The following is a 25,961-nucleotide window of genomic DNA, read 5'->3' on the forward strand; positions in this document are numbered from 1 at the left end:
ACTGCTGATTATGGAGTGAAAGTAAACTGAATGTTGGTAATTTCAAGTTCAAGCCACTTAAAATCTCCATCTTTCAATTTCCATGTTACATTATTCTTCACCGGTATGCGGATGCCATTAATGGTTTTGTGATCAATGCAAGTAACCTGCCATTTTTCGAGTGAAGAACGTTTGTTGTTGATATAATAACGGTCGGCTTCAAATTTTTCAAGATCGCCATTTGCGTTGAAATAGAAAATTCCTGATGCAGTTGTGCCGCCGTAGCTCATGGTTGCTTTTGCAGTTTTATCATCAATGGCTTCCCATTTTATATACTCACTGATTGCTGCTGCAGGAAACCAAGAGGTCTCAGCAAGGTAGCGTAGCAACGTTCCCTGGTCTGTTTGCGGACCTTTGCTGTCAGCAATAGTAAAAAGTCCGTAGGCTTTAATGAGCATGTTTCCCTTTCCTTGTTCATACTTGTCTTTTCCGTTAATGAATAAAAAGTCGGAAGGGCTGATCTTTGTTTTCCATGAAAAGGAGGGGGGATCAGTTGTAAAATATTGTTCTGCTTCAAATGGTATCCATTTCCCATCGGGTTTGTTTTTCATTTCGCCGCGTTGTTGGAGGTAAACACGTTGAATTGCCGGACGGTTAATGACACCGCTTGCCTGTAACCATTTTTGAACTGCGGTTGGCAATAGCCGAACCTGTTCATTTATAATTGTACTTGTTGATTTATTGATCGGTTGCGTAATCATCCGCTGTACTTCTTTTTTATACATGCGGTTGAATTGCCATTCGCCCAATGCAGGCACAGCAACCAGCAGGATAATGAAGTTGGCTGCTGTTCCCATCTTCGCATCTTTCCAGTACCAAATAATGAGTAATTGCGAAATCACCACCGCCGCAAGAGCAAACAGCGGCCAGTTTTCTTTTTTCAGCAAGTAATAAACAGCAGCGGCTGTAAACAGCATTGCTGCAAAAAGCCATAATACACCAGTTGGTTTAGAAATATATTTTGTTAGTGCAGGCAGTTTGCTGAAACCAAATCCATTGGCAAACCCCATCAGGTGAATAAGACCATGTACAAACAGGAGGAAAGAAAAAAGATATTTCATGCAGATGCTGTTTTTTTCTTTCTCTTTTTTATTTCTTCTTTTATCTTTTCAGGCATTTCTCTGCAACTGCAATATTTTGCATGTTCAATATGCCAGGCAATACGTTCTTCTAATGTTGCATTCACAGGCATGGCGTGTTGTAAATGCCACTCTTTATTCAGTTTCATATACAAATGAGTTTAACATCCGCCTTTATAAAGCGGATGTTTCGTTTTCGGAAAATTTACCGGAAGTGATGCCTGTTATTGCACCTGTTTTTTGGGCGTGCTTTTGATGCCAAACATAGCATACAACGGACACCAGCTTACAAAACTCGTTAATACAAACACCGCAGCAACTGCAAGTGCTACAATTCCCCATGTACCTGTGATGATGTTTTGAAACCAAAGCAGAGCAAGTACACCTGCTATGCAAAGCCTGATGATGCGATCTGCATTGCCTAAATTCTTTTTCATATATTTTATTTAATGTTGATTGATGTAAGAAACAGAGCACAAGGTTTAAAAACAATCCGGTTTCCTGAATGATATTGAAAGCCGCAGCAAATGATGTTCATCATAAAAAAGAGAGGGGCCGATTGACATCGGCCCCGAAACAATCACCAACCAAATTGCTATCTATCTGTGTGCGATAAATACGGGTAACTTATGTTCTGCGATCACATCTTTCACAAGGCTTTTGCGAATGAGCTGTGAAATGGCAGAACGTCCAAATGCACCGGATACCACTAAAGCACTTTCACGATTATTGATCCAGGTGCTGAAATACTTCTCAGGACTCATATCCAGCTTCATCAATGTGAGATCGCTGAAATGTCTTGATACGAGTTCTTCAATATTTACCTGTTGTGGGAATTCATTCTTCCCGTCTTCATGGATGTACACCAGTAAAGTGGGTTGTTTTGTTAATTCAGGAAACAGGTAAGCGAATTGTTTGATGGCATATACTGATGATTCGCTGCCATCGTAACAAAGAATGTTTGTTTTTGGAAAATTATACTTCTCCGGCACAACTACAACCGGGCACTCTGATCTGTGTAATATGTCCTGTAAATATTCATTCAATTTTCCACCAAGATTTTCATAAAACACTTCACTGCCTATCACCAATACATCAGCAAATCTTGTTTCGGCTTTCAGTTCAGGTAATGCAAAATCGTACAGGTCTTCATGCACACGGTATTCCATGCCGTTTCTACGACAAAGTGTTTCAAACTTTGTCATGTTCTCCTTCATCACTTCCGTATTACGTTCTTCTACTAAAGGAACAAACATAGGACCGCTCATGCCATCGGCATAGCTCCATAGGTTGGCGGCCTGTGCTTGTGGCAAAAAGGCGCCGGTTACTAAAGCAGGTTCCAACTCATTCAGTTCACGGGCAAATTGGAAAGCTCCGTTTGAAAAATGAGTTCCGTCGAATGCCAGCAGAATCTTTTTCATGATGAATGATTTTGAAGGTTAAAGATCAATTAGAAGCGCTCTATAAAGAATGACTCGCAATAGCCGGGGGGCTGATTCGGATCATAAATGTTTTTTTTTTAATATTTCAACAGGTCTTTTGCGCATGGCCTGTTCAATTTCGCCTTTGTTGAGCCGCTTTTCCGGCGGGATGTAGTTCATGCCTAAAAACCGATACATCTCTTCTTCCGTTTCTCCGGCCAGCCACTCATCCTGCTCATTAAAAATGCCGTATTCGTTTATTTTGAAACCACGTTCTTTTGCAATGCTGCGGAGTTTAATGTTATGTTCTTTTGAACCGGTGAAATATAGCATGGCAGCTCCGAATTCATGATCGCTTACAATGCGCACATCCACCTGCACCTGTTGCTCTTTTAATACAATGCTTGCTTTGGTTCGCCCTGCTGCTATTACCTTATCAACACCCTGCATATTAGTGAGTTTGGTAATGATCTTTTTCCTGTCTTTTTCATTGGCTGTAATGATCAGGTCAATATCACCAATCGTTTCCTTTTTTCTCCTCAAACTGCCTGCCAGTTCTGCACGCTTTACACCAGGAAATGTTTTCACCAATGACAGTAGTTTATTTCCAATCTTTTCTGCTTCAGCAAGTGCCAGTCGTTTTTTGTTTTCTTTTTCCAGTTTCAAAGCCTGCATCATGTTACTGATCTTCGTAGGCCCAAACCCTTTCAGCTTGCTCAACCGGTTATGTTGCAAAGCATCAACCAAATCCTGTTTTGAGTTTATATGCAGTTGTTTGTGCAAAGTTCGTAAGGTTGCCGGACCAAAACCAGTGATATTCATCAGCTCCAATAATTCAAATGGTACTTTCTGTTTGAGTTGTTCATAGGCTTTTATCTTGCCTGTGCGGAGATATTCAATAATTTTCATGGCAATGCTTTCACCAATGCCGCCCAGCGCATCCAACGCTTTCACATCTTTATACATCGAAATATCTTCATTCATATTGAACAGAATCTTTGCTGCATTTTCATAAGCAATGCTGCGAAAACGTTCAGTTGGTCCCAGGTAACTGTAACAATCAGCCATGCTGTGAAAGATGTTTGAAAGTCTGGTATTATTTGCCGGATGTTTCATGTGCTGTACAAAGGACCGCCATCTTCGTTTAGTCTTATATGAGTAGCATCAAAGATTGGCGTGATGATTGTCATATGTTTTCATGTTGAATTGAAATAGCTTACATCTCTAAAATCAAACGATATGAACGCAAACATTGCACCTGAAATACGTGAAGTAATGGGAGCACTGCATTACAGGCCTTCCGTTTCAATCATTCTTCCGTTTGAACCGAAAATGAATTTAAAGACTGAGTTGATGTATTCATTGAAGATTGCGGTGAAAAAAGTGGAAGATGAGTTGCTGGCAGAATATCCGGGTGAAATGTCGTCGCTGGTAATGGCTAAGCTCAATGCGCTTATTAAAAATCTTAATTTCAATACGTACAAGAAAAGTATTGCGTTGTATGTATCGCCTGTATTTGAAAAAGTGTTGTACCTGGATGTGCCGGTTGAAGAAAAGATCATTATTGATGAATCATTCGAGATCAGGGATCTTGTTTACAGCAAAAAGGAATTGCATAAATATCTTGTTCTGCTGCTTAGCGGAAGAGAAAGCAGGATGTACTTAGGTAACAGTGGTGATCTTGTGCGGATAATTTCTGACAGACCGGAGCAAATTGATGCTTATGTAAATGAAGCGCCCGAAAGGGTTGCTAATTTCTCCGACGTATCAGACCGAAAGGAAATAATGATGAAGAAATTTCTTTATCACATCGATCATTCACTCGATATTGTTTTGAATGCCTATCATCTTCCTTTGTTTGTAATGGGTACTGACAGAATACTGGGGCATTTCAAACAAATTACCCGGCATGAAAAAGCTATTGTACAGATCATACATGGTAATTATGAAGAGAGTTCACTTGTGGAGTTGAAAGAATTATTGCAGCCTTACATTGATGATTGGAAAAAAGTAAAAGAAAAGGACCTGCTTAACCAGATAGAAGAGGCCGCTGGAAAAAAGAAGCTGGCAGTGGGTATGACAGCTGTATGGCGTGATGCCTCACATAAAAAAGGGCAGTTGCTGGTGGTAGAAAAGAATTATATGTTCCCTGCACAACATAGTTCTTCGGCCGATGTAATTGAAAAACTTGAAGAACCTTATAACCGTTTCTCTTACATTAAAGATGCAGTGGATGATGTAATCGAACGTGTGCTGGATAACGGAGGAGATGTGGAGTTTGTGGATGAAGGGTTGCTGCAGCCTTATGAGCATATTGTGCTGATCAATTTTTACTGATGAACATTATTGTACATCGAAAGTTTAGGTGGAAGCAGATGCCGTTATTATTATGGTTTCTGCTTCCATTTTTCCTTTTTGGGCAAACCGCAAAGGAAATTGTACAAAAGGCCGATGCCAAGATGAGAGGCAATACTTCAATTGTGGAGATTACTATAAAAACAGTACGTCCATCCTGGAGCAGAAGTATGGATGTAAAGGCATGGACAAAGGGAGCAGATTATTCACTGATCCTTGTACAGTCGCCGGCAAAAGATAAAGGCATTGTTTTTCTGAAACGGAAAAAAGAAGTGTGGAACTGGATGCCTTCGCTGGAACGCATCATTAAACTTCCACCTTCTATGATGAGCCAAAGTTGGATGGGCACAGATTTTACCAACGATGACCTGGTAAAAGAATCTTCTGTATTAAAGGATTATGATCATTCACTTGTTGGTGATACAGTGATTGGCAGCCGCAATTGTTATATTATTCAAATGATACCTAAAGCAGAAGCAGCTGTGGTATGGGGAAAGCTGATCGTATGTATTGATAAAACGGATTTCATCGAACTGCATACACGCTTTTATGATGAAGATGGTGTACTCATCAACAGTATGAATGGCTACGATATAAAAATGATGGACGGAAGGTTGATACCTACAAGGTTTGAAATGATTCCTGCAGATAAGCGAAACCATAAAACCGAAATGATCTATCGTTCTGTGCAATACGATCGACCTATAAACGATGGATTTTTTACAATTGAAAAAATGAAAGCCCTTCGTTAATGCAAGCTGTTAAATTAGTTGAACATGACATGGTTGTTAAAACTGGCATGGAAGAATATGTGGCGAAACAGAAGCCGCACCCTGATTACAATGGCTTCTGTTTTGTTTGCTGTTGTTTTATCTGTATTAGCAAGCAGTTTAAAGGAAGGGATATTTGACAACCTGGTAAAGAATGTCGTGAGTTTCTATACAGGCTATCTGCAGGTGCACAAAGCAGGTTATTGGGATGAACAGATACTTGATAATAGTTTTGAAGCTTCATCATCAACTCAAGAAAAAATTTTCAGGAATAACAATGTAAAAGGAGTTGCAGCAAGGCTGGAGTCGTTCGCATTGGCTTCATCGAACGATATTACAAAAGGTTGTCTTGTTGTTGGTATCGACCCCGAAAATGAAGATCGTATTACTGCACTAAAACAAAAATTAATAGGGGGTGATTATTTATCTGCAAATGACCGGTCGGTACTTATAGCCGAAGGATTGTCCAATCGGTTACAGTTACATCTGCACGATACAATTGTATTGATTGGTCAAGGGTATCATGGTGCAACAGCTGCAGGTAAATTTTCCGTTAAAGGCATTTTGAAATTCGGTTCGCCTGATCTTAATGATAAAGCGTTGTTTATGTCGCTGGCAACAGCGCAGGATTTTTACAGTGCAGAGGGTATGGTAACATCGTATGTGCTTTCGCTGTACAATACAAAAGCATTACAGTTAACAGCAACATCTATCCGTTCAAACTTAGATAAGGAATTTGAAGTGATGACATGGGAAGAAATGATTCCCGATATCAAGCAGCATATCCAAACCGATTCAAACAATATGAAGTATGTGTTGGGGGTACTGTATATGCTTATTTGTTTTGGAGTGTTCAGCACCTTGCTGATGATGATGGTGGAACGAAAGTATGAAATGGGTATGCTGGTGGCAATTGGAATGCGAAAAGAAAAGATGATGTTACTGTTGCTGATTGAATCGCTGCTAACTGTGTTGGCCGGTTGTGTACTTGGTTTGCTGTCGAGTATACCTGTTGTCTACATGCTCAACAAACATCCTATCCGCATGGGTGGAGAAGCAGCAAAAGCATACGAACGGTTTGGATTCGAGGCCATCTTTCCCACATCTACCGATGCATCTATTTTTATCAGCCAGGGTTTCATCGTATTGATCATCGGTTCGGTGTTATCATTATATCCGTTGTATAAAGTAATGCGGCTGAATCCGGTTACAGCAATGAAACGATAAATTGTTGCTTATGATTTTTGTAATGGCATGGAGGAATATCTGGCGTAATAAAATGCGCAGCCTGGTAATTATGTTTTCAATTGCCACCGGGCTTTTTGCGGGTATTGCCGTACTGGCTTTATACAAAGGAATGATGAAGAGCAGGGTGCGTACAGTTATTTATTCCGAAGTAGCACATCTTCAACTGCACGACAGTGATTTTAAAAAGGACTACGATCCATCTTATACTATTCGTAATGGTAATGCAGTTGTAAACAGTATCCGTCAGTTGCCTGAAGTGAAACTTGCTGCAATACGAACTGTAACCAATGGGATGCTTGCAACTGCTACCGGTAGTGCGGGTGTAATCATTAACGGTATTGTGCCCGAACAGGAGTATGAACTTTCGCAGTTGCGGAAAAAAATAGTTGACGGTAAATTATTCGATGAAAAAAAGAAGAACCAGGTAATGATTGGTAAGAAGCTGGCGAAGAAAATGAAACTGAAAACAGGATCGAAGCTGGTGTTAACATTTACAGATACTTCCGGTGCAATTGTGTCTTCTGCTTTTCGGGTGGCAGCTATTTATCAAAGTGAAAATGCACCACTGGATGAACGGAATGTGTATGTGCAGATGAGCGATTTAAATGAATTGTTACTGAATGAACAATCGTTTCATGAAATAGCTGTACTGCTTACGAAAGATGAAGATGTAAAACATGTACAGTTGTTATTGCAACAACTGTTTCCGTCGCTACAGGTAGAATCCTGGAAAGAAATTTCACCTGAAACAGATCTGATGGTTGATACAGTTGATCTGTATTCTTATATCATCATGGTTATTATCATGATTGCGCTGGCCTTTGGCATTATAAATACCATGCTTATGGCAATACTTGAACGTACACGGGAAATAGGCATGATGATCGCTCTCGGTACAAACCGGATGAAAGTTTTTTTACTTGTGATGCTTGAAACACTCATGCTCACATTTGCCGGCACACCTATAGGTGTATTCATCGGATGGATCGTGATGAGCTATTATAATAAAAACGGTCTTGATTTTTCGGGGATGGGCGAAGAGATGATGAGCAGTTTTGGATTCAGTACAATAATCTACCCTGAGTTTCCTGCAGAAAAACTAGCAGGTGTAATGTTGATTGTGATGGGTACGGCTCTTATATCCTGTTTATTTCCTGCCATAAAAGCATTAAAACTGCAACCCGTTGAAGCATTAAGACGATAAACTATTCAACATGAACAATACAGTCATCGATGTGCATAACATCAGCAGGGTATACAATCCTGAAACCATACCTGTGTATGCTGTGAATAATGTGCATCTGCACCTTGAGCGTGGCGAGTTTACAGCATTGGTTGGTCCGTCGGGTTCCGGTAAAACAACATTACTTAACATGATTGGTGGATTGGATAAACCCGACCAGGGAAATATCATGATCAATGGTGTGGATATAACCAGGCTTTCTGCAAGACAACTGATTGAGTTTCGTTTGCAGAATATTGGTTTCGTTTTTCAATCGTATAATTTAATTCCGGTATTAACGGCAAAAGAAAATGTTGAATTTATTATGCTGTTGCAGGGAGTGAAGAAAAAAGAACGGGATGAGCGGGTGAAACAATTGTTCAAACAGATTTCGATGGATGAGAAACTGGATGTGCGACCTGCGCAATTATCCGGCGGGCAACAACAACGGGTAGCTGTTGCAAGAGCTTTGGCATCAAAACCACAATTTATTTTAGCTGATGAACCAACTGCAAACCTTGATTCAAAGTCGGCAGCTAACCTCCTCGATATTATGGCAGACCTGAATATAAAAGAAAATATCACCTTTCTTTTTTCTACACATGATCAACGTGTCATCAGCAGAGCAAGAAGGGTGATCACATTGGTTGATGGCAAGATCGCCTCCGATACCGCTGCTGTTGATATTACTCAACCTCATACTTTAGAAACAGCATAGATGAAAAACTTTCTGTTGATAGGACTGATTCTGTTTCGCCAGCTTACGTTGGCGCAGGATAGCAGTGAATCAAAAGAAAAATGGGAAGTGAATGGCTACCTCAAAAATATGGAGAACCTTACGTTCGATCATTTGAACAGGCAGGTTACATCAGGCAATTTGCTGCACAACCGCATCAATATAAAATGGATGCCCTCATCAACGTTTACGGCTGTGGCACAAATACGCAACCGTTTATTTTGGGGCGAAGAAATAAAAGTTACACCATCTTTTTCGTCGCTGTTGAAAAATGAAAATGAAAAAATGAATCTGCAGGTGCAATGGATCAACTCACCGTCTGTTGTTCTGCATACAAATACGGAGCGATTGTATGTTGATTACCGGACGGAAAAATGGAATGCAAGAGTTGGGCGGCAGCGAATCAATTGGGGCGTATCAACTACCTGGAATCCAAACGATGTATTCAACTCTTATAATTTTCTTGATTTTGATTATGAAGAACGGGCAGGGGTTGATGCTGCCAAACTGCAGTACCGGTTCAATGATTTCGGAAATATCGAACTTGCTTATGCAGCTACCGGTGATAACAAAGCTGATATTGCTGCTGCCCGTTTCTCATTCAACAAATGGAATTATGATTTTCATGTTGTAACAGGTTGGGTAAATAGACAGGCTTCAACAGGCGCAGCATGGGCAGGCAGTATTAAAGAGAGTGGTATAAAAGGAGAGCTTCAATATTACTTCAACAGTAAATATGCAGATGATCGGTTGAATGTTGTGCTGGAATGGAATCATATGTTTAAGAAAGGCTGGTATGCAAATTTCAGCTCGCTTTACAACAGCGGGGGTATTGATACGGTGGTGAATAACTTTGGCACTATTAATCTGAAATTGTCGCCGCAAAACCTGATGCCCACTAAATGGAATTTAATTGCAACTGCATCAAAAGAAATTACTCCGTTATTATCAGCTAATATGAGTGTGCTCTTTACACCCGGCACCAACCTGCTCATTCTGCTCCCTTCTCTACGGTATAATCTTGCAACCAATCTCGATGTGGATCTTGTTGGGCAGAGTTTCTTTTCTGAACTCAATAGCTCATTTCGTGCAGTGAGTACACGAGCCTTTTTACGAATGAAGTGGAGTTTTTAAAGTTTTAGTTCAGAATTTATTTCATGAAGTACAGATATTGAAAAGGCCGGTAATAGTTTCAAAAGTTAAATTGAAAATACTGCCGGCCTTTATTTACGCAGAATTGTTCCCGTAAGACTATTTCTGACGCAGGATATTATTTTTTACCATCTCGTTAATGATCAGTTTTCCATACTCATGTCCTAAACTTTCTGAGTTAGCAGGGTCAAATGATTTTGTTTGTACAGAATAGATCAGGGATTGTGTACTCATATCATACATATTACTTTCCCAGAAATACTCAGTGTCAGTAACATAGTATCCTTGTTCATAGATCCGGTAATTGAGTGTGCCATAATATCCCCAGAAGCGATTGTAATACATACCATAGGGCGAATAGTAAAGGCGTCCGGGTACATAGTTGCGTTCTTTTTGTTTATCGAGCAGCACAATAGTGATCACTGCATCAACAGCACTTGCTTTTAATTTGTTAACCGCTTCGGTCTCGGTCATATTACTGAAAGCCTTTGGTCCGTATTCGCTTAATGAACCTACCGCATTGTAGCCTTTGTCTTTTAAATCGCCTACCAGGTGTGCCTCCATTTTCTCCTGCAGACTTCTGTCTGTATCACGGATCAATCCGAGTACAAGTATTTTACTGTATTGTTTTGCTTCAACGTTTTGCGCCTTCCAGCTGCTCGTAATTTTTGTAGAGGTACATCCTGTGAGCAAAATAACAAGAAGTACTGCCAGCCATTTTATCTTTTTCATAATTACCTGTTTTATTGTTTACAGATAATAATAGCAGGTGGTGAAAAAGAGATCAGTAAACAACAATTCGTAGTGCTTCTGTTTTTACCGGAGCTGATTCTTTCGGAATATAAATATGCAGAAGACCTTCTTTATACGAAGCCGATGCCAATTCGGGGTTTACATTCTCAGGTAAAAGTATATGCCTGTCGAAACAATCATAATTGAACTCGTGCAAATGAAAGTTTTCAGTAATACAATCAACACTGCTTTTTACAAACAACGCAATAGATAAAACATGATCTTTCACTGCAATTAAAAAATTCTCCCGTTTTACGCCGGGTATGGCTACCTCAATTGTAAAACTTTCCGTTCTGTCACGCACATTCACTAATGGCTGTACAACGGTTCCTTCCCGGTGTAACTTCAGTTCTTCAGCCAAACGTTCAAGTTCAGGTAAAGGAGTATACTCTCCGGGATAGATGTAGTGTACGCTGCTTTTTGAAGAATAATGTTCCATAACTAAGATTTACAGGTTTGGTAATCGATTTTTTTCGCACCATCTTGTTTTCATAACGCAGGGAAAAGTTTCTTCAACAAGGGAGAGGTTATTGATTAATTTCTGGAATACTTACGTTGTTCAATAGAATTCTTCTTTTTGATGCAGGTTGTTGATATAGGTTTTCACGTCGTCATCCGTTACCTGTTTAAAATCGTCGTAAAAAGCACCTACGCCATAGAACTCTTCTGCTATCAGTAAACAAATGAATTCATCTGCTTCTTTTGCTAGTTTTTTATACGCTTCTGCAGAAGTAACCGGAACGGCTATAATTATTTTTTCGGGCTCTTCTTTACGTATCACCTTCACAGTGGCAAGCATGGTGTTACCTGTGGCAATACCATCGTCCACAATAATGACTGTTTTGCCTTTCAATGGAAGAACAGGGCGGTCGCCCATAAATTTCTGCTGCATGTCTTTTAATTTTTCCTGTACACGCTTTACTTCCTTTTGAATATATACTTCTGTTACATCATCATGTGGTATTATAAAGTAATCTGTAAGACTGGCAGCACCAATGGCATATTCTCTATTGATGGGATGGCCGATCTTTTTCGTGAGCACCAGTTGCATGGGGAAATTTAATTCACTGGCAACTGTATATGCAACAGGCACACCACCTCTTGGAACGGCAAGTACTACGCATGGGTCTATCACATACTTCTTCAGTTTGAATGCTAACTGCAAACCCGCATCAATTCTGTCTTTGAATGTCATGGTTCTTTCATTTAACTGTTTATGCATTCACAGGCTGCAGATATTTCTGAAACCATTTTGCTGCAAGCTTTTCTACAATTTCCATTTTACCTTCTTCTTCAAACAAATGCGTGGCGCCTTCTACAATATCGAGGCGTTTAACACAAGTAAGCTGTTCGAATGCCTGGCGGTTCAGCTCTAGTACAACAACATCCTCTCCACCTACAAGAAGTAAAGTAGGGGCAGTTACTTTATGTAATTCATCATTTGCCAGATCTGGCCTGCCACCTCTCGATACCACTGCTGCTATTTCAGGTAAGTGTGCTGCAGCCTGCAATGCAGAGGCAGCACCTGTACTTGCACCAAAATAGCCAATGCTGCAACCCAATGCAGCCGGATGTTTTTCCAGCCATTTTGTAACGTTATACAGGCGCTGTGTAAGCAGGCGTATATCGAAACGGTTTTGGTAACGCCTGTCTTCTTCAATGGTAAGTAAATCGAACAGCAAGGTTCCGAAATTCTGTTCGTGCAGGTAGGCAGCCACCCTACGGTTACGTGGGCTGTGACGGCTGCTTCCGCTGCCATGTGAAAAAATGACAATGCCCTCTGCATTTAACGGAACAATCAACTCGCCCTGCAGCACAACGGTGCCAAGTGGTATATCTGTTTCACTGTTAAACCGGAAATTCATCATTGCTTTGTTTTTCTTATGGTATAAGAATCGGCGCTTTTGCTCTGATGTTGATTTCGTACTCAGCCAATTGAGTTAAGCGGTCATCAATTTGTTTTTCATGCACTTCAGCTTCGTGGAAAAACGCAGCAGCTTTTTCCATACCCAATACATTGGCAAAGGCAGCCGCAGTTCCATATGCACTGATTTTGAAATGATTGATCATCTGTATGCTGGCAAGCAAACAGGCGTCTGTTACTTCTGTATCAGTACACATCACCAGCGTTTCATTTGTGTCATCAATATATGCTTTCATAATGCGGTTTGTCAGGCTCAATGAAATAAGCCGTTCTGCATTTACAAACTCTTCGAGGTTAGCAAGGTGTAACCCAATATCATCCCGGTACTTTTGCAAAACCGTTTTCAGTTTAACCGAACCGGCCTTATTGATCCATTGCGGTAACGCATTATTCAACTGAACTTCGGCACTTGAAAATTTGCTTGCTTCATAGTCAAGCAGGTTGTGTAGTGTTGTAATACTTGTAAGTTCCTGTTTCATAACATACTATTTTGGTTATCGAATGTATTGTTTTACAAAGGCGTTTCCTATGATGCCTGTCATACATCTGCTGCTTGTAACTCATTGGTTTTTGTATAGAATTGAACTTCATTTGGAATGAAGATTGCAGTTATGTGTAACAGGAAACTATATAGCAGCTGCAGCAAAAACCGTACTGCTGTTTTGCTCACATAAAACATATGTCATGAAACTGTTTTTATTTCTGCTCACAGCATTTGTGGCTCTTACAGCTATCGTGTGCGGTGCATTACTTATGAGTTATCCCGATGGTTCGCTGTTCAGTATGTCAACCTTGTTGCTCAAGGGCACACCGTTCAGTAATTTCTTTGTGCCGGGTTTTATCCTTTGCATTGTAGTAGGCGGCACAAATCTCGTAGCTGTTTTTCTTAATATGCAAACGCATCCGCAACGTTACAATTGGAGTATTGGCGGTGCTGTTATGCTTATTGGTTGGGTGGTTGTGCAAATGCTGCTCATTTCGGTGTTGCATTGGTTACAGTTTGTATATCTCGGTATTGGCGGCATGATGCTGTTGCTGAGCTGGCAACTGAAAGGGAAATGGGCGGTGTGAAAAATTCATGCATCCAGTCGTCAATTCTTCTTCTCCAACTCCTTCTTCTGCTTCTCCAATCTCCTGAAATAACCCCTGAACAGGAAATTACTTTTCAACGCCTCCATATTTTGGTTAAATCCATCGGTTCCTTTTTCAATATTCTGCAAGCTGTTGTTCAGCTTTTGTACCAGCAACGAATCTCTGAGTAAACTATGGATGGTGCCGGTGCCATTGTTCACATCGTTTTTAACAGAAAGGGTAAATGCATGCAAATCGGTTGCCAGTGAATCGGCATTACTGCCCACCAGTTTTATTTTTTCAATGGCTTCATTCAAGTTGTAAGCAATGGCTGTATCGGTAATGATTTTTCCCAACGATCCTTTTCCTTGTTTTACATCTGCAATAATAGTTTGCAGATCTTTCACCATCAGATCGGCTTTTACCGTTGCTGAACGAATGTTGTTGACTGATGCAAGAATGTTTTTCGGCAACGTTTGGTTATCGAGTACCTGCCACAAGACTTTACTGTTGTTGATGCGTTGCACGGTAGTTTTCAGATCTTCTGAAATGACAGCTACGTTCTGGTTGGTGCGGTTCAAAAGCTCCAGCATCTCATCGGTGCTTATGATTTTTTTTGTGCGTAATATATCGCCACTTACGGCAAAGGCTGATCCGTCTTTCGAAGGTGTGATCTGCAGTAATTTATTTCCCATCAATCCATCGGTTGATATACTCACAAGGTCATTCGCCCGTATAAATTGTTTCATCTCTTCTTCAATTAACATGGTTACTTCAATGGATGTATCATTGATGATGGCTACTTTTTTAACTGTACCTACCTGTATGCCTGCATAACGGATATTGTTGCCGGGTGTTAAACCCTGCACATGTTCAAACCTTGCCTTCAATACATAGTTTTTGCTGAAGAGATTACTGTCTTTGCCGATCATATACAAACCCAGGATAAGCAAGAACAACCCGGCAAACATGAAAATGCCCAGTTTGATGTTATTTATTGTTTGCTTTGCCATTGTTCAAAAAAATGTTTTACTTGTGGATCATTATTTTGTTCCAGTTCCCGATAAGTTCCTTGTACATAACATTTGCCATCAATCAACATTACTATGCGGTCGGCTGTCATGCGGATGCAATTCATGTCGTGCGAAATAATGATAGCCGATGTATTATATTTCTCGCCCATCTCCAGCATCAATTCGCTTATTTCTTTGGCAGTGATGGGATCAAGTCCTGTTGTAGGTTCATCGTACAACATGATCTCCGGATCAAGAATCAACGTTCTTGCCAGTGCAATGCGTTTACGCATACCACCCGAAAGTTCCGAGGGCATCATATCAACAGTATGTGCAAGACCAACATTGGTTAATACATCCATTACTTTATCATTTGTTTCAGCTGCTGTTAGTTTGATCCAATGTCTTCGTAACGGGAACTCCAGATTTTCACGTACCGTCATTGAATCATACAATGCATTGCTTTGAAACAGGAAGCCCACTTTTGCACGCAGCACATCCAGTTCTTTGCTGTTGAGTGAAATCACATCGTCATTCAATACGGTTATTTCACCTGCATCCTGTTCCAGCAAACCAATAATACATTTAATAAGTACCGATTTTCCGGAACCGGATTTACCCAGCACCACTACGTTTTCACCTTTGTACACTTCCAGGTTAAAATCTTTTAATACTTCATTGCTGCCAAATGATTTATACAAATGCCTCACGGAAATAACCGGATCATGATTTTCTTTCGTTGAAACATCCTGTTGTATCGTTTGCTCCTGTAACATTGTTTCTTCAGTTTAAACCAAACAGATCGGTGATTTGCACAGCCAGCAGATCAATGATAAATACCGCTACTGAGCTTACCACCACTGCCGAGTTAGCAGCCCGTCCTACACCTTCGGTTCCTTTTTGTGCATGATAACCTTTGTAGCAACCGATCATGCCAATGGCAAATCCAAAAAAGTACGATTTAATAAAAGCAGGCATCACATCACTGAAAGCCAATCCATCAAACACCATTTTAAAAAACAATTGAAAACTGGTGACGCCTTTAATGTTTACACCAATGTAAGAACCGTATAATGCAATGGCATCACCTGCAATAACAAGTAATGGTAACATGAAGGTTGATGCAAGCACTCTTGTAACAACTAAATATTTGTAAGGATTGGTGCCGCTTACTTCCATCGCATCTATTTGTTCAGTTACTTTCATGCTGCCCAGCTCGGCACCAATGCTACTGCCGATCTTGCCTGCAAAAATCAATGCAGTAATAACAGGTCCGATTTCTCTCACAATTGCAATACCCACCATTTCCGGCAGTTCTGTTGCAACGCCATAATCGAGCAGGGCAGGACGAAGTTGCATGGTAAGTACAAGCCCCATAATAAAACCTGTAAGACCAACAAGTGGAAATGATTTGTACCCGATCATGTAACACTGGCGAACAAATTCACTGAATTCGAAACGGGCTTGCATAGTTTGCCCGATAAACCGAAAGGAAAAGCGGCCAAGCAGACCGGTTTCGACGAGTATTTTTTTGATGCTGGCAAACATGACTGATTGAAATCAATACCAAATGTTGATAATAATCAGTTGCTGCGAAATGAAGACAGTCAGCCTTACCTGTGATGCATATCAGAAGTAAAGCTGATTTAGAACGATCACTAGATAGAAAGAATTTTATTCCGTGCTATTAAACAACTACCCATTACACCGGCTTTTTCACCAAGCTTTGAAAGTTTTAATTGTGTATCGCTATTCACCAGGCTCAAGGAATATTTATTTAAAGCACTTCGGATGGGTAAGCGGAGATAATCGCCTGTTTCAGATAACGTACCACCAAGAATCAGTAACTCAGGATTAAAGATGTTTATGAGCATGGCTAAACCTCGTCCGATTTTTTCACCAATATCGGCCAGCAGTTCAATGCTCAGCATATCTTCATGGTTTGCTGCGTGAATGATATCAAGTAATGTAATATCATCGATCTGTTTATTTTTACGTAACGCATTTGAAGTAGAACCTTGTGCAATCTTTTCTTTGAAGTTGCGTATCAATGAAGCGCCCGATGCTTCTGTTTCGAGGCAACCTTTTTTCCCGCAATAGCAAATGATCTGGTTATCAAAAAAAGGGATGTGTCCAAACTCACCACTAAAGCCCGACTTACCGTAATACACTTTTCCATCAATTAAAATACCAAGACCAATACCGTAATCCATATTTACAAACAGTACATTTTTTTCATTGTGTACTTCCCCGCAACAAAATTCACCATAGGCCATTGCTTTGGAATCATTTTCAAGAAATGTTTGTATGCCGATCTCCCGTTGAATAATAATGGAGAGCGGTTCCTCCTGGAAATGAAAGTAACTGTAGCTGTAACCGGTAGTATTGCTGATGCGGCCTGAAAGGTTAATACCAATACTCAGCACCTTTGTTTCATCAACCGGTAAATCTGCAATGAATCCTTTTATTATTTCAAGCAGTTGATTTAGCGATTCCTGTGTATTCTCTAATTTATACGGAACCTTCTCCGTCATAGTTACCAATTGCTTCTTAAAATCGAGCAAGCCCAAATTGATATAATACCGTTTCACATCAACCCCAACAAAAAAACAGGCGTCAGATACTAGTCCATACATGCTGGCCCTTCGTCCGCCGGTTGAATCAACTTTACCATAATCTTTCACCAGCCCATCTTCAATTAATTCGTTCACCAGGCTGGTGGTTTTGGGCACGCTGATATTTAGTTCCCTGCTTAATTCGGTGATAGTAGTATTGCCGCCCTGATCGAGAAAGTTGATCAACGAGCGTTTGAGTGCTTTGTTTTTATATGCAACCCCTGAGGCATTTTCATCGCTGAAAACCTCAAAAATCTGATGCTGTTCCGCCATTCAAGTAGTTTATTTCAAAAAAGTGTAAGCTAATGTAGGAGCTTTTAAAGAGATAGGGCTGGAAATTTCTTAGTAAATAAAAAAATTAATTAAGTTTGCGCTAATAAGTAAATAAATTTCCTAAATTCGGTTTTCAAACAACTAAATCCTTACAAACTAAGGACGAACTATGCAACCAAAACCAGCTGCCATACTTCCATTAGCCACTGCTTATTATTCCTACTTATACAGGAAAGAGCTTGTGTCGAATATTCTACCTTTTTGGCAAAACCACAGTAAAGACGAAGTGAATGGTGGCTTCTTCACCTGTCTCGATCGTGCAGGAAATGTGTACGACACGGATAAGTTTATGTGGCTGCAGGGACGAGAAGTGTGGTGTTTCAGCTATATGTACCGGCATGTTGAGCAAAAAGAGGAATGGCTGGATATGGCATTGCACGGTGCCCGTTTTATGCAGCAGCACGGCAGAGATGAACAGGGTAATTGGTATTTTTCAACCACGGCCGATGGCAAACCGTTGGTGCAGCCATACAATATTTTCAGTGATTGTTTTGCAACGATGGCCTTTGCTGCGTTAGATAAAATCAATCCCAATGATGAATGGAAGAAAATTGCCGTTGATACGTTTGAAAATATCATTCGTCGACGAAACAACTGGAAAGGGCATTACAGCAAAGCTTATCCCGGCACAAGACCATTGAAAAATTTCAGCTTGCCGATGATTCTTTGCAATCTTTCATTAGAGCTTGAACATATTCTTGGCAGTGATCGGGTAAATGAATTTGTTCCGGAAGTGATTCATGAGGTAATGGAAGTATTTTATCAGCCGGAGCACGGATTGATTTTGGAAAATGTAAATCCCGATGGCAGTTTCAATGACAGCTTTGAAGGTCGTTTACTCAACCCGGGCCATGCTATTGAATCCACCTGGTTCATTATGGATCTTGCCAAACGCATGAACGATCCTGTATTGATCGATAAAGCGGTTACTATTTTATTAAACACACTTGAATACGGATGGGATAAAGAATACGAAGGCATTTTTTATTTCATGGACATAAAAGGTGCACCACCTCAACAACTAGAATGGGATCAGAAATTATGGTGGGTGCATGTGGAGGCGTTGGTGGCTCTTGCAAAAGCTTATGCGTTAACAGGCAATGAACGATGTGCCGCATGGTTCGAAAAAGTACACGATTACACGTGGAAACATTTCAGAGATGATGAGTACGGTGAATGGTTTGGTTATTTAAACCGGAGAGGAGAAGTGTTGTTATCCTTAAAAGGAGGAAAGTGGAAAGGATGTTTTCATATTCCACGGGCACTCTATCAGGTAGCTGCCACTTTCGAAGCCATATAAAAAGTGTACGTAACGATTGCCAATAATTGCTGATGAAGTTTTCATACATATATCATTGTTTTCTTTTTGTAGTCCTGTTTATCAGCAGCTGTACATCTGATGTACAAAAAACATACAGCACAGATGTGTTAGTTGTGGGTGGTGGTACTGCAGGTACTGCTGCCGGGATACAAAGTGCAAGACTTGGCGTGCAAACAATTATCGCAGAAGAAACAAACTGGCTGGGCGGTATGATCTCTTCCGCCGGTGTTTCTGCATTTGATGGTAACCACAATATGCCATCCGGTATATGGGCAGAGTTCCGAGAAAAAATTTACCAGGTATATGGCGGACCAAAAGCGGTTGAAACAGGCTGGGTGAGTAATACCTTGTTTGAACCGCATGTAGCTGACAGCATTTTTAAACAAATGACTGCAGCAGAAAAGGAACTTACTGTCATGCATCAATTACGTTTTGTAAAAGCACTCACCAACGGAACAACTATTACCGGAGCGGAATTTATCAATACAAAAACAGAAGAGTCCATTACCATTCATGCAAAACAAATCATTGATGCAACTGAGTTAGGTGATGTGATGGCAAGTGCAAATGTACCTTTCGATATGGGAATGGAAGCAGACAGTACAACCGGTGAGAATATTGGAGTTCCTGCAACCAATGATATTATTCAGGATATTACCTACACAGCTCTTCTGAAAGATTATGGTGTCGGCGCAGATTGTACATTGGTAAAACCGGCGAATTATAATCCGATGGAATTTGATGGTTGCTGTAATGAGTTTTGCAGTGATTCAACCAAACTCGCATCAAATGTTACAGCGGCTCAACTGCTCGATTATGGGAAATTACCGAATGGTAAATACATGATTAACTGGCCGGGTAAAGGAAATGATATTTATCTCAATCTTATTCCACTTACATACGAGCAACGTCAACAGGAAATAAAAAAGGCAAAAGAAAAAACAATCCGCTTTGTTTATTTTCTGCAAACACAATTTGGATTTAAGCATCTCGATTTTGCAGCAAATGAATTTCCAACTGCTGATCAACTTCCATTAATTCCTTATCATCGTGAAGGCAGACGATTGCAAGGTGTGGTACGTTTTAAAGTGCAGCATATTGCAGAACCTTTTAAACAGAGCCAGGCATTATACCGTACAGGTATTTCTGTTGGCGATTATCCAATTGATCATCATCACCGGGAAAATACAAATGCACCACAGCATTTAAATTTTTATCCTGTTCCATCATACAATATTCCATTGGGGGCACTCATTCCCAAGCAGCATAACGGTTTAATCGTTGCAGAAAAAGGAATCAGCGTCAGTAACATTGTAAATGGTACCACCCGTTTGCAACCTGTTGTATTATTGACGGGGCAGGCGGCAGGTGCATTGGCGGCAGTAAGTGTGCAACAAAACAAACAGCCAAGAGAAATTTCTGTGCGAACTGTACAGGAAGTATTGCTGAAAGCAAATGCTTACATCATGCCTTACTTTGATGTACGTTCAGATCATAAACATTTCGATGCAGTGCAACGCATTGGTGCCACCGGCATTTTAAAAGGGAAAGGCGAGCCATATAAGTGGGCCAACCGTACCTGGTTTTATCCTGACTCAATCATTGCATCTGCAACATTTACGAATGACTATAAAGAATTTGTTGGGATGAATCTTACATCCTCAACTGTAACGATTGCAGATGCTGTAACAACACTTACTGAAACTGCCAAACAGTATCCTGTACTTCAGAAAAACAACAAATGGAATTTTTTAAACAGGAGTGAATTACAAAGACAGATTTCTGACGAGTGGGCAAACTGGGGATTTGCAAATTTTGATCCGCAACGAAGTATTACACGCCTTGAACTGGCTGTGTTGCTCGATACTGTCATCAATCCATTTCAATTAAAAGAAGTTGACCACGAGGGTCATTATAAATGATAGACAATCATCACTAACAAACTAAAACTTGATTATGAAAAAGCGAATGCTAATGCTGTTGATGATTCTTTCTTCGGTTCTGTATGTTTCAGCACAGGAATTAAAAGTAACAGGTACTGTTACGAATGCTGCTACTGGTGCGGGCGCCGAGGGGGTTTCAGTTACAGTAAAAGGAAGCAAACGAGGTACAGTTACCGGATCGAACGGTGATTTTTCGATTACTGCAAACAAAGGAGATGCATTGGTTTTCTCCGGAATTGGTTTTGTTGCAAAAGAAGTAACAGTGGATGATGCAACAATGAGTGTATCACTCGAAGCGGCTGCCGGCAACTTAGGAGAAGTTGTGGTGGTTGGTTATGGCACGCAACGCCGTTCAAACATTACCAGTGCTGTTGCAACTGTGAAAGGTGATCAGTTGATCAAGCGTCCTATTGCTTCTACATCAATGGCATTACAAGGTTTTGCTCCGGGTGTTGTTATACAGCAAGGTTCGGGTCAGCCTGGTGCTGACGGAGGTGCTATCAATATTCGTGGTATTGGATCTATTACCGGCAGTAGTAGTCCATTGATTATTGTTGACGGTGTGGAGGGAGTTAGTCTGAATGATGTTGATCCGAATATCATTGAAAATGTATCGATTTTAAAAGATGCCGCTTCTACTGCTGTTTATGGTGTGCGTGGAACAAACGGTGTAATACTGATCAAAACAAAAAGAGGACAATCAGGTAAAACCTCTATTTCATACAACGGCTTTGTAAGCCAGCAAACGCCTACTAATTTTCCGAATCTGTTATCAAGTGTTGATCATATGATTTTGGAAAATGAATACAGTACAAATGCAGGCGGTCCGGTCATTCATAACGACGCAAAAATTAATACTTATCGTACAACTTCTGCCGATAATATGAATGTGTTCAATACCGATTGGAAGGACCTTATTTTTCAGAATAGTGGTTTAATGCAAAATCATAACATCATCATCAACGGTGGTTCAGATAAAGCAAGTTTCCTGGTATCTGGTACTTATTTAAATCAACAAGGGTTGGTTGTAAACAACAGCTTTAAAAAATATGATCTTCGGATGAACGGTGATATTAATCTTACCAAGAAGATCAAATTTACTACCGATCTGTTTTATACAAAGTCAACTAGTGTGCAACCTGGGGGTATGTCGCCCAATGAAATTATTCAGCGTGGCATATCTATGGCAAGATTATGGCCAGGAAAATTTGATAATGAAAAATATGGTGATGCAGGCCAATCAAACAGAATCAATCCTGTCGGCGCAGCTGAATCTTCAGGCTTTAACCATGCAGAAACGCCAACGTTATCTGTACGATTTGGTTTGAGTGCAGAAGTGTTTAGAAACTTTGTGATTGATGCATCGTATAATGCCAGAACTTCTAATACAGAAGCATATGTTGCAAGAGGATCTTATGATGTGTACAATCCAAACCCTGCTACAAATACTTATTTGCTGGCACAGGTTATTGGCGATTCAGCTCTTAATTATACCAACAGACGTAACATCACAAACCAATACAATATTTCAGGAACCTATTCTTACAATCTGAAACAAGATCATCAGTTCAAATTGCAGGGAGGTTTCCAGGCATTGGATAATCGGGTAACTGCGGTTACTGCCGGCCGTCAGGGTTTGCCTGATCCCAACCGTCCTTATTTAAATCTTGCGTCACCAACGCAGCAAACATCTGGCGGGTCTGCAACTGATTATTCACTGGTTGGTTTCTTTGGCAGATTTAATTATAATTATGCTCAGAAGTATCTCTTAGAAGTAACAGGCCGTTATGATGGTTCATCAAGGTTTAGCCAGATATTAAATAAACAGTGGGGCTTCTTCCCGGGTGTATCTGCAGGTTGGGTTATTTCGAGAGAGAACTTTATGCAGGACGTATCTTTTATTGATTTTGCAAAACTTCGTGTATCATATGGCGAAACTGGTAACCAGGAGGTTGGCGAAAACTATCCGTTTGTATCAACTATTAACGCAGGAACGGCCTATTATTTTAATAATGTGTTGACAGGCGGATCTTCATTGGGTAATATTCCTAATGAAGCTATTTCCTGGGAAACTTCCAAACAAAGTAACATTGGTATAGATCTTACTGTATTAAAAAACAGGTTGAATGTTACGTTTGATATTTATCAAAAGAAAGTGGAAGATAACCTGATTGACTTCCCGATTTCACTTGCGCAGGGTTATACGAGTTCATCCACCATTCCACGAAATGCAGCATCTTTTGTAAATAATGGATGGGAGTTTTCAGCAACCTATCGTGACAAGATCGGTAAGTTCAATTACAGTATTACAGGTAATCTGTCAGATGTAAGAACAAAAACACTCGATACAAAAGGCCGTGATATTGTCAGTGGAAATCAATTAACACGGGAAGGTTATCCGCTGTTCTCCTACTTTGTTTTTTTAACTGATGGCCTGTATCAGCAGGGAGATAATTTTACCGTTCCTTCAAACAGCACAAGAACAACAGGTGCGGGTGACATCAAGTTTGTTGATGTAAACAAAGATGGCATCATTAACGCAAGTGACCGGGTGTTGATCGGTAACAACTTTCCACGTTACGATTATAGTTTAAATCTGAATGCAGATTACAAAGGGTTTGATCTCAATATTTTCCTCTTTGGTGTTGGTAAAAGAGATAACTACATTTCAGGTGTAGCAGTGCAACCGTTTAATGCAGGCAACTGGTTTGCTTCAGGGCTTGAATCTGCTTTAGACAGATGGACACCTACTAACACCGATGCAAAATATCCACGTTTGTACAGTGGTGGTAACGGAAACTATGTGTCGAGTGATTACTGGTTACGTAACGGTGCATTTATGAGGGTAAAGCATATTACACTCGGTTATACATTAGCAAGAAATATTTCCGAGAAATTACGCATTCAGCAATTACGTGTTTATGTAAATACGGTGAATCCGTTCACATTCTCGAATTACGAACCTGGTTTCGATCCTGAAGTAAGTAATACCAATGGTTCTTTTTATCCAATTATGCGTACAACAACAGTTGGTATAAACCTGAAATTCTAATTCTGAAAAAAATATTTATATGAAACATATTAAGATAAACAGAGTTGCCCTGCTTTTATTTTTTGCAGTTGCTCTTGGTTCCTGCAAAAAGTATCTCGACAGGAATCCGCTCTCAGCCAATTCACAGGCAGATTTTTATAACGATGCTGCACAGGTGCAACAGGCACTTACAGGTGTTTATAATGCTATTGGTGCACGCTCTATTAGCCCGGGATATTCCAACCCCACCAGCTATTACTCGAAACTTGATCTCTTTACTGAGATTGGGATGGAGCGTGGGCTTTCCGGTACAATTGCTTCGGGAGCGTATGATGCAACCAATGGTACGGTAGCTGAATTATGGGGTGGTTTTTTCCAGGTGATACAAAGAGCCAATAACCTGTTACTGTATATGACAAAAGCAGAATCAGTTATGGATCCTGCTGAATACAAAAGAGTAATTGCAGAAGCGAAAGTATTACGTGCAATGGCTTACTGGCACCTTATTTCGTTATATGGAGATGTTCCTTTCTTTACAAAGCCGCCATCAAATCAGCAGGAATTATTTGAGTTTACAAGAACAGATAAGAAAGTGATTATCGATTTTCTTCTTAAAGATCTTGAGTCTGCTGCAAATGATCTCGATTGGAACCCAGCACAGGCTGGCAGAGTTAGTAAAGGTGTAGCAAAAGGCATCGGTGCACGACTGGCGATGTTAGATAAAAATTATACATATGCTGCAGCCATTACCGATGATATTATTGCAAATGGTGGTTATGGATTGAATCCTGTGTTTCAAAACCTGTTTCGCAAAGCCGGGCAAACCGCAAATGTTAATAAGGAGATCATGTTTTATTATCCATATGGAGATGCTGATGCCGGTTCATTTAACTACTTAAACCTTGTGCAGGGTTCTCGTAATAATGGCGGACAATCAAGTCATTTCCCCACGCAGTTCCTTGTTGATTTGTTTGAGTGCAGAGATGGAAAGAATATTGCAGAATCACCATTATACAATCCTGCAAAACCAAATGCAAACAGAGATCCACGTATGGCACAAACAGTGATTGTTCCCGGCGATACAGTAGTGGTCCAGGGTTTTACCAGTATTATTTTTGATTTCTACAGCCGCTATATCACCCGTTACAATCCTACTACGCAAGTGGTGGATTTCCCAACAATTGTTAACCAGGACAGCGCTAATATTTTTGGCCCACGTGTAAATGGTTTGGGAAATTTATGGCGGAAGTATTGCCAGGATCGGGATATCAATGGAACTGCCGGAAACTTTTACAAAGTTGGTTGGGTGTATATGCGCTTTGCAGAAATATTATTGATCAATGCAGAAGCACATCTTGAAAAAGGATCTCCTGCAATAACGGTGGCTACCTCTGTTAACAGAGTAAGAGCAAGAGCAGGTATGCCGAATATTGCGCCTGATGTGTTAGCAGATGCAAATAAATTAAAACAACTGGTACGCAGAGAAAAAACAGTGGAGCTGGCAAATGAAGGCTTGCATCTTGCTGATATGCGCAGATGGGATAATGGTGCTTATGCAGCCAAAGTGATGCCACTGCAAATGTATGGTGAGTCGAACTCGCCGGTGAAATTCACCGCAGGTGTTGGTTTGGAATTTATTAATCCTGCACCAGTTCCAACATTTGATCCTGTATATCTTGTACCTATCGCATGGCCTAATGGTGATGCAACACGTCTGAAAAGAGAATTACGTGTGTTCAGAACTCCACAACATTTATTATGCCCGATACCTTTGGGAGAAAGAGATAAAGTGCCGGCATTAACACAGAATGCCGATTGGTAGTCAGTTTTAGTTTAGGGTTGGGCGCTGCTGCAGAGCAGCGCCCTTTTTTATAACTTGATTTTTTTCGTAACAGT

25 protein-coding genes are annotated in these 25,961 nt (G+C 40.4%); 11 read left to right on the forward strand and 14 right to left on the reverse strand.

Annotation, left to right across the window (positions count from 1 at the left end):
* Positions 1-8: 8 nt before the first annotated feature.
* The 5 genes from H4075_RS05015 to H4075_RS05035 form a co-directional block, all read right to left on the reverse strand.
* Entirely contained in the window at positions 9-1,100 is a 1,092-nt protein-coding gene (locus H4075_RS05015; RefSeq protein WP_182804736.1) for a DUF6544 family protein, read from the reverse strand.
* Positions 1,097-1,267 (reverse strand): hypothetical protein, encoded by a 171-nt coding sequence (locus H4075_RS05020; RefSeq protein WP_182804738.1) that lies wholly within the window; start codon positions 1,265-1,267, stop codon positions 1,097-1,099. The genes H4075_RS05015 and H4075_RS05020 overlap by 4 nt, the downstream gene beginning before the upstream one ends.
* Before the next feature lie 75 nt (positions 1,268-1,342).
* Complete coding sequence (locus H4075_RS05025) at positions 1,343-1,555, reverse strand: YgaP family membrane protein (protein ID WP_182804739.1); 213 nt, start codon at positions 1,553-1,555, stop codon at positions 1,343-1,345.
* 162 nt (positions 1,556-1,717) lie between these two features.
* Positions 1,718-2,539: a universal stress protein gene (locus H4075_RS05030; protein ID WP_182804741.1), complete on the reverse strand. Its 822-nt coding sequence runs from the start codon at positions 2,537-2,539 to the stop codon at positions 1,718-1,720.
* A gap of 81 nt (positions 2,540-2,620) precedes the next feature.
* Positions 2,621-3,655, reverse strand: coding sequence for a type-X family DNA polymerase (locus H4075_RS05035; protein WP_182804743.1), 1,035 nt, complete (start codon positions 3,653-3,655; stop codon positions 2,621-2,623).
* Between the two features lie 123 nt (positions 3,656-3,778).
* On the opposite strand from H4075_RS05035, the gene H4075_RS05040 reads away from it, so the two are divergent.
* Genes H4075_RS05040 through H4075_RS05065 form a run of 6 tightly spaced genes read left to right on the forward strand, consistent with a single transcriptional unit; the run spans position 3,779 to position 10,004 of the window.
* Positions 3,779-4,876 (forward strand): baeRF3 domain-containing protein, encoded by a 1,098-nt coding sequence (locus H4075_RS05040; RefSeq protein ID WP_182804745.1) that lies wholly within the window; start codon positions 3,779-3,781, stop codon positions 4,874-4,876.
* Complete coding sequence (locus tag H4075_RS05045) at positions 4,876-5,646, forward strand: outer membrane lipoprotein-sorting protein (protein ID WP_255460333.1); 771 nt, start codon at positions 4,876-4,878, stop codon at positions 5,644-5,646. Before H4075_RS05040 ends, H4075_RS05045 begins: the two co-directional genes overlap by 1 nt.
* Before the next feature lie 24 nt (positions 5,647-5,670).
* Entirely contained in the window at positions 5,671-6,891 is a 1,221-nt protein-coding gene (locus H4075_RS05050) for an ABC transporter permease (RefSeq protein ID WP_182804747.1), read from the forward strand.
* Between the two features lie 10 nt (positions 6,892-6,901).
* The gene (locus H4075_RS05055) at positions 6,902-8,116 is read left to right on the forward strand and encodes an ABC transporter permease (protein WP_182804749.1); all 1,215 of its coding nucleotides are present in this window, start codon (positions 6,902-6,904) and stop codon (positions 8,114-8,116) included.
* 10 nt (positions 8,117-8,126) lie between these two features.
* Positions 8,127-8,852 carry an ABC transporter ATP-binding protein gene (locus H4075_RS05060; RefSeq protein WP_182804750.1) on the forward strand — a complete coding sequence of 242 codons (726 nt, stop codon included), beginning with the start codon at positions 8,127-8,129 and terminating at the stop codon, positions 8,850-8,852.
* Positions 8,853-10,004 carry a hypothetical protein gene (locus tag H4075_RS05065; protein ID WP_182804752.1) on the forward strand — a complete coding sequence of 384 codons (1,152 nt, stop codon included), beginning with the start codon at positions 8,853-8,855 and terminating at the stop codon, positions 10,002-10,004.
* Between the two features lie 117 nt (positions 10,005-10,121).
* On the opposite strand, the gene H4075_RS05070 is transcribed toward H4075_RS05065, so the two are convergent.
* The 5 genes from H4075_RS05070 to H4075_RS05090 all read right to left on the reverse strand — a co-directional run bounded on the left by H4075_RS05070 (position 10,122) and on the right by H4075_RS05090 (position 13,217).
* On the reverse strand, positions 10,122-10,754 hold the full coding sequence (locus tag H4075_RS05070; protein ID WP_182804753.1) for a hypothetical protein: 633 nt from the start codon (positions 10,752-10,754) through the stop codon (positions 10,122-10,124).
* 52 nt (positions 10,755-10,806) lie between these two features.
* Positions 10,807-11,253, reverse strand: coding sequence for an Hsp20/alpha crystallin family protein (locus H4075_RS05075; RefSeq protein WP_182804755.1), 447 nt, complete (start codon positions 11,251-11,253; stop codon positions 10,807-10,809).
* Positions 11,254-11,373: 120 nt separating this feature from the next.
* Positions 11,374-12,036, reverse strand: coding sequence for a phosphoribosyltransferase (locus H4075_RS05080; protein ID WP_255460336.1), 663 nt, complete (start codon positions 12,034-12,036; stop codon positions 11,374-11,376).
* Entirely contained in the window at positions 12,029-12,682 is a 654-nt protein-coding gene (locus H4075_RS05085; protein ID WP_255460337.1) for a dienelactone hydrolase family protein, read from the reverse strand. Before H4075_RS05085 ends, H4075_RS05080 begins: the two co-directional genes overlap by 8 nt.
* Before the next feature lie 13 nt (positions 12,683-12,695).
* A complete protein-coding gene (locus H4075_RS05090; RefSeq protein ID WP_182804757.1) occupies positions 12,696-13,217 on the reverse strand; it encodes a YciE/YciF ferroxidase family protein in 522 nt (173 codons plus the stop codon).
* A 205-nt stretch (positions 13,218-13,422) separates the two neighbouring features.
* Between H4075_RS05090 and H4075_RS05095 the strand changes: the two genes are divergently transcribed.
* Complete coding sequence (locus H4075_RS05095) at positions 13,423-13,809, forward strand: hypothetical protein (RefSeq protein ID WP_182804759.1); 387 nt, start codon at positions 13,423-13,425, stop codon at positions 13,807-13,809.
* Positions 13,810-13,829: 20 nt separating this feature from the next.
* Here the strand turns inward: H4075_RS05095 and H4075_RS05100 are convergent, their stop codons facing one another.
* The 4 genes from H4075_RS05100 to H4075_RS05115 form a co-directional block, all read right to left on the reverse strand.
* On the reverse strand, positions 13,830-14,822 hold the full coding sequence (locus H4075_RS05100; RefSeq protein ID WP_182804761.1) for an MlaD family protein: 993 nt from the start codon (positions 14,820-14,822) through the stop codon (positions 13,830-13,832).
* A complete protein-coding gene (locus H4075_RS05105; RefSeq protein WP_182804763.1) occupies positions 14,804-15,598 on the reverse strand; it encodes an ABC transporter ATP-binding protein in 795 nt (264 codons plus the stop codon). Before H4075_RS05105 ends, H4075_RS05100 begins: the two co-directional genes overlap by 19 nt.
* A gap of 7 nt (positions 15,599-15,605) precedes the next feature.
* Complete coding sequence (locus tag H4075_RS05110; RefSeq protein ID WP_255460343.1) at positions 15,606-16,292, reverse strand: MlaE family ABC transporter permease; 687 nt, start codon at positions 16,290-16,292, stop codon at positions 15,606-15,608.
* Positions 16,293-16,480: 188 nt separating this feature from the next.
* Positions 16,481-17,710: an ROK family transcriptional regulator gene (locus H4075_RS05115; protein ID WP_182804767.1), complete on the reverse strand. Its 1,230-nt coding sequence runs from the start codon at positions 17,708-17,710 to the stop codon at positions 16,481-16,483.
* Between the two features lie 169 nt (positions 17,711-17,879).
* Here H4075_RS05115 and H4075_RS05120 point away from each other — a divergent pair, with 169 nt between their 5' ends.
* The 4 genes from H4075_RS05120 to H4075_RS05135 are packed head-to-tail and all read left to right on the forward strand — an operon-like array spanning position 17,880 to position 25,887.
* Complete coding sequence (locus H4075_RS05120; protein WP_182804769.1) at positions 17,880-19,070, forward strand: AGE family epimerase/isomerase; 1,191 nt, start codon at positions 17,880-17,882, stop codon at positions 19,068-19,070.
* A gap of 32 nt (positions 19,071-19,102) precedes the next feature.
* Positions 19,103-21,013, forward strand: a complete 1,911-nt coding sequence (locus H4075_RS05125; protein WP_220494854.1) for an FAD-dependent oxidoreductase — start codon at positions 19,103-19,105, stop codon at positions 21,011-21,013.
* A 34-nt stretch (positions 21,014-21,047) separates the two neighbouring features.
* Complete coding sequence (locus H4075_RS05130; protein WP_182804771.1) at positions 21,048-24,086, forward strand: SusC/RagA family TonB-linked outer membrane protein; 3,039 nt, start codon at positions 21,048-21,050, stop codon at positions 24,084-24,086.
* 19 nt (positions 24,087-24,105) lie between these two features.
* Entirely contained in the window at positions 24,106-25,887 is a 1,782-nt protein-coding gene (locus H4075_RS05135; protein ID WP_182804773.1) for a RagB/SusD family nutrient uptake outer membrane protein, read from the forward strand.
* Positions 25,888-25,961: the final 74 nt, after the last annotated feature.

Origin of the sequence: Lacibacter sediminis (assembly GCF_014168535.1) — a bacterium.
Classification (GTDB): domain Bacteria; phylum Bacteroidota; class Bacteroidia; order Chitinophagales; family Chitinophagaceae; genus Lacibacter; species Lacibacter sediminis.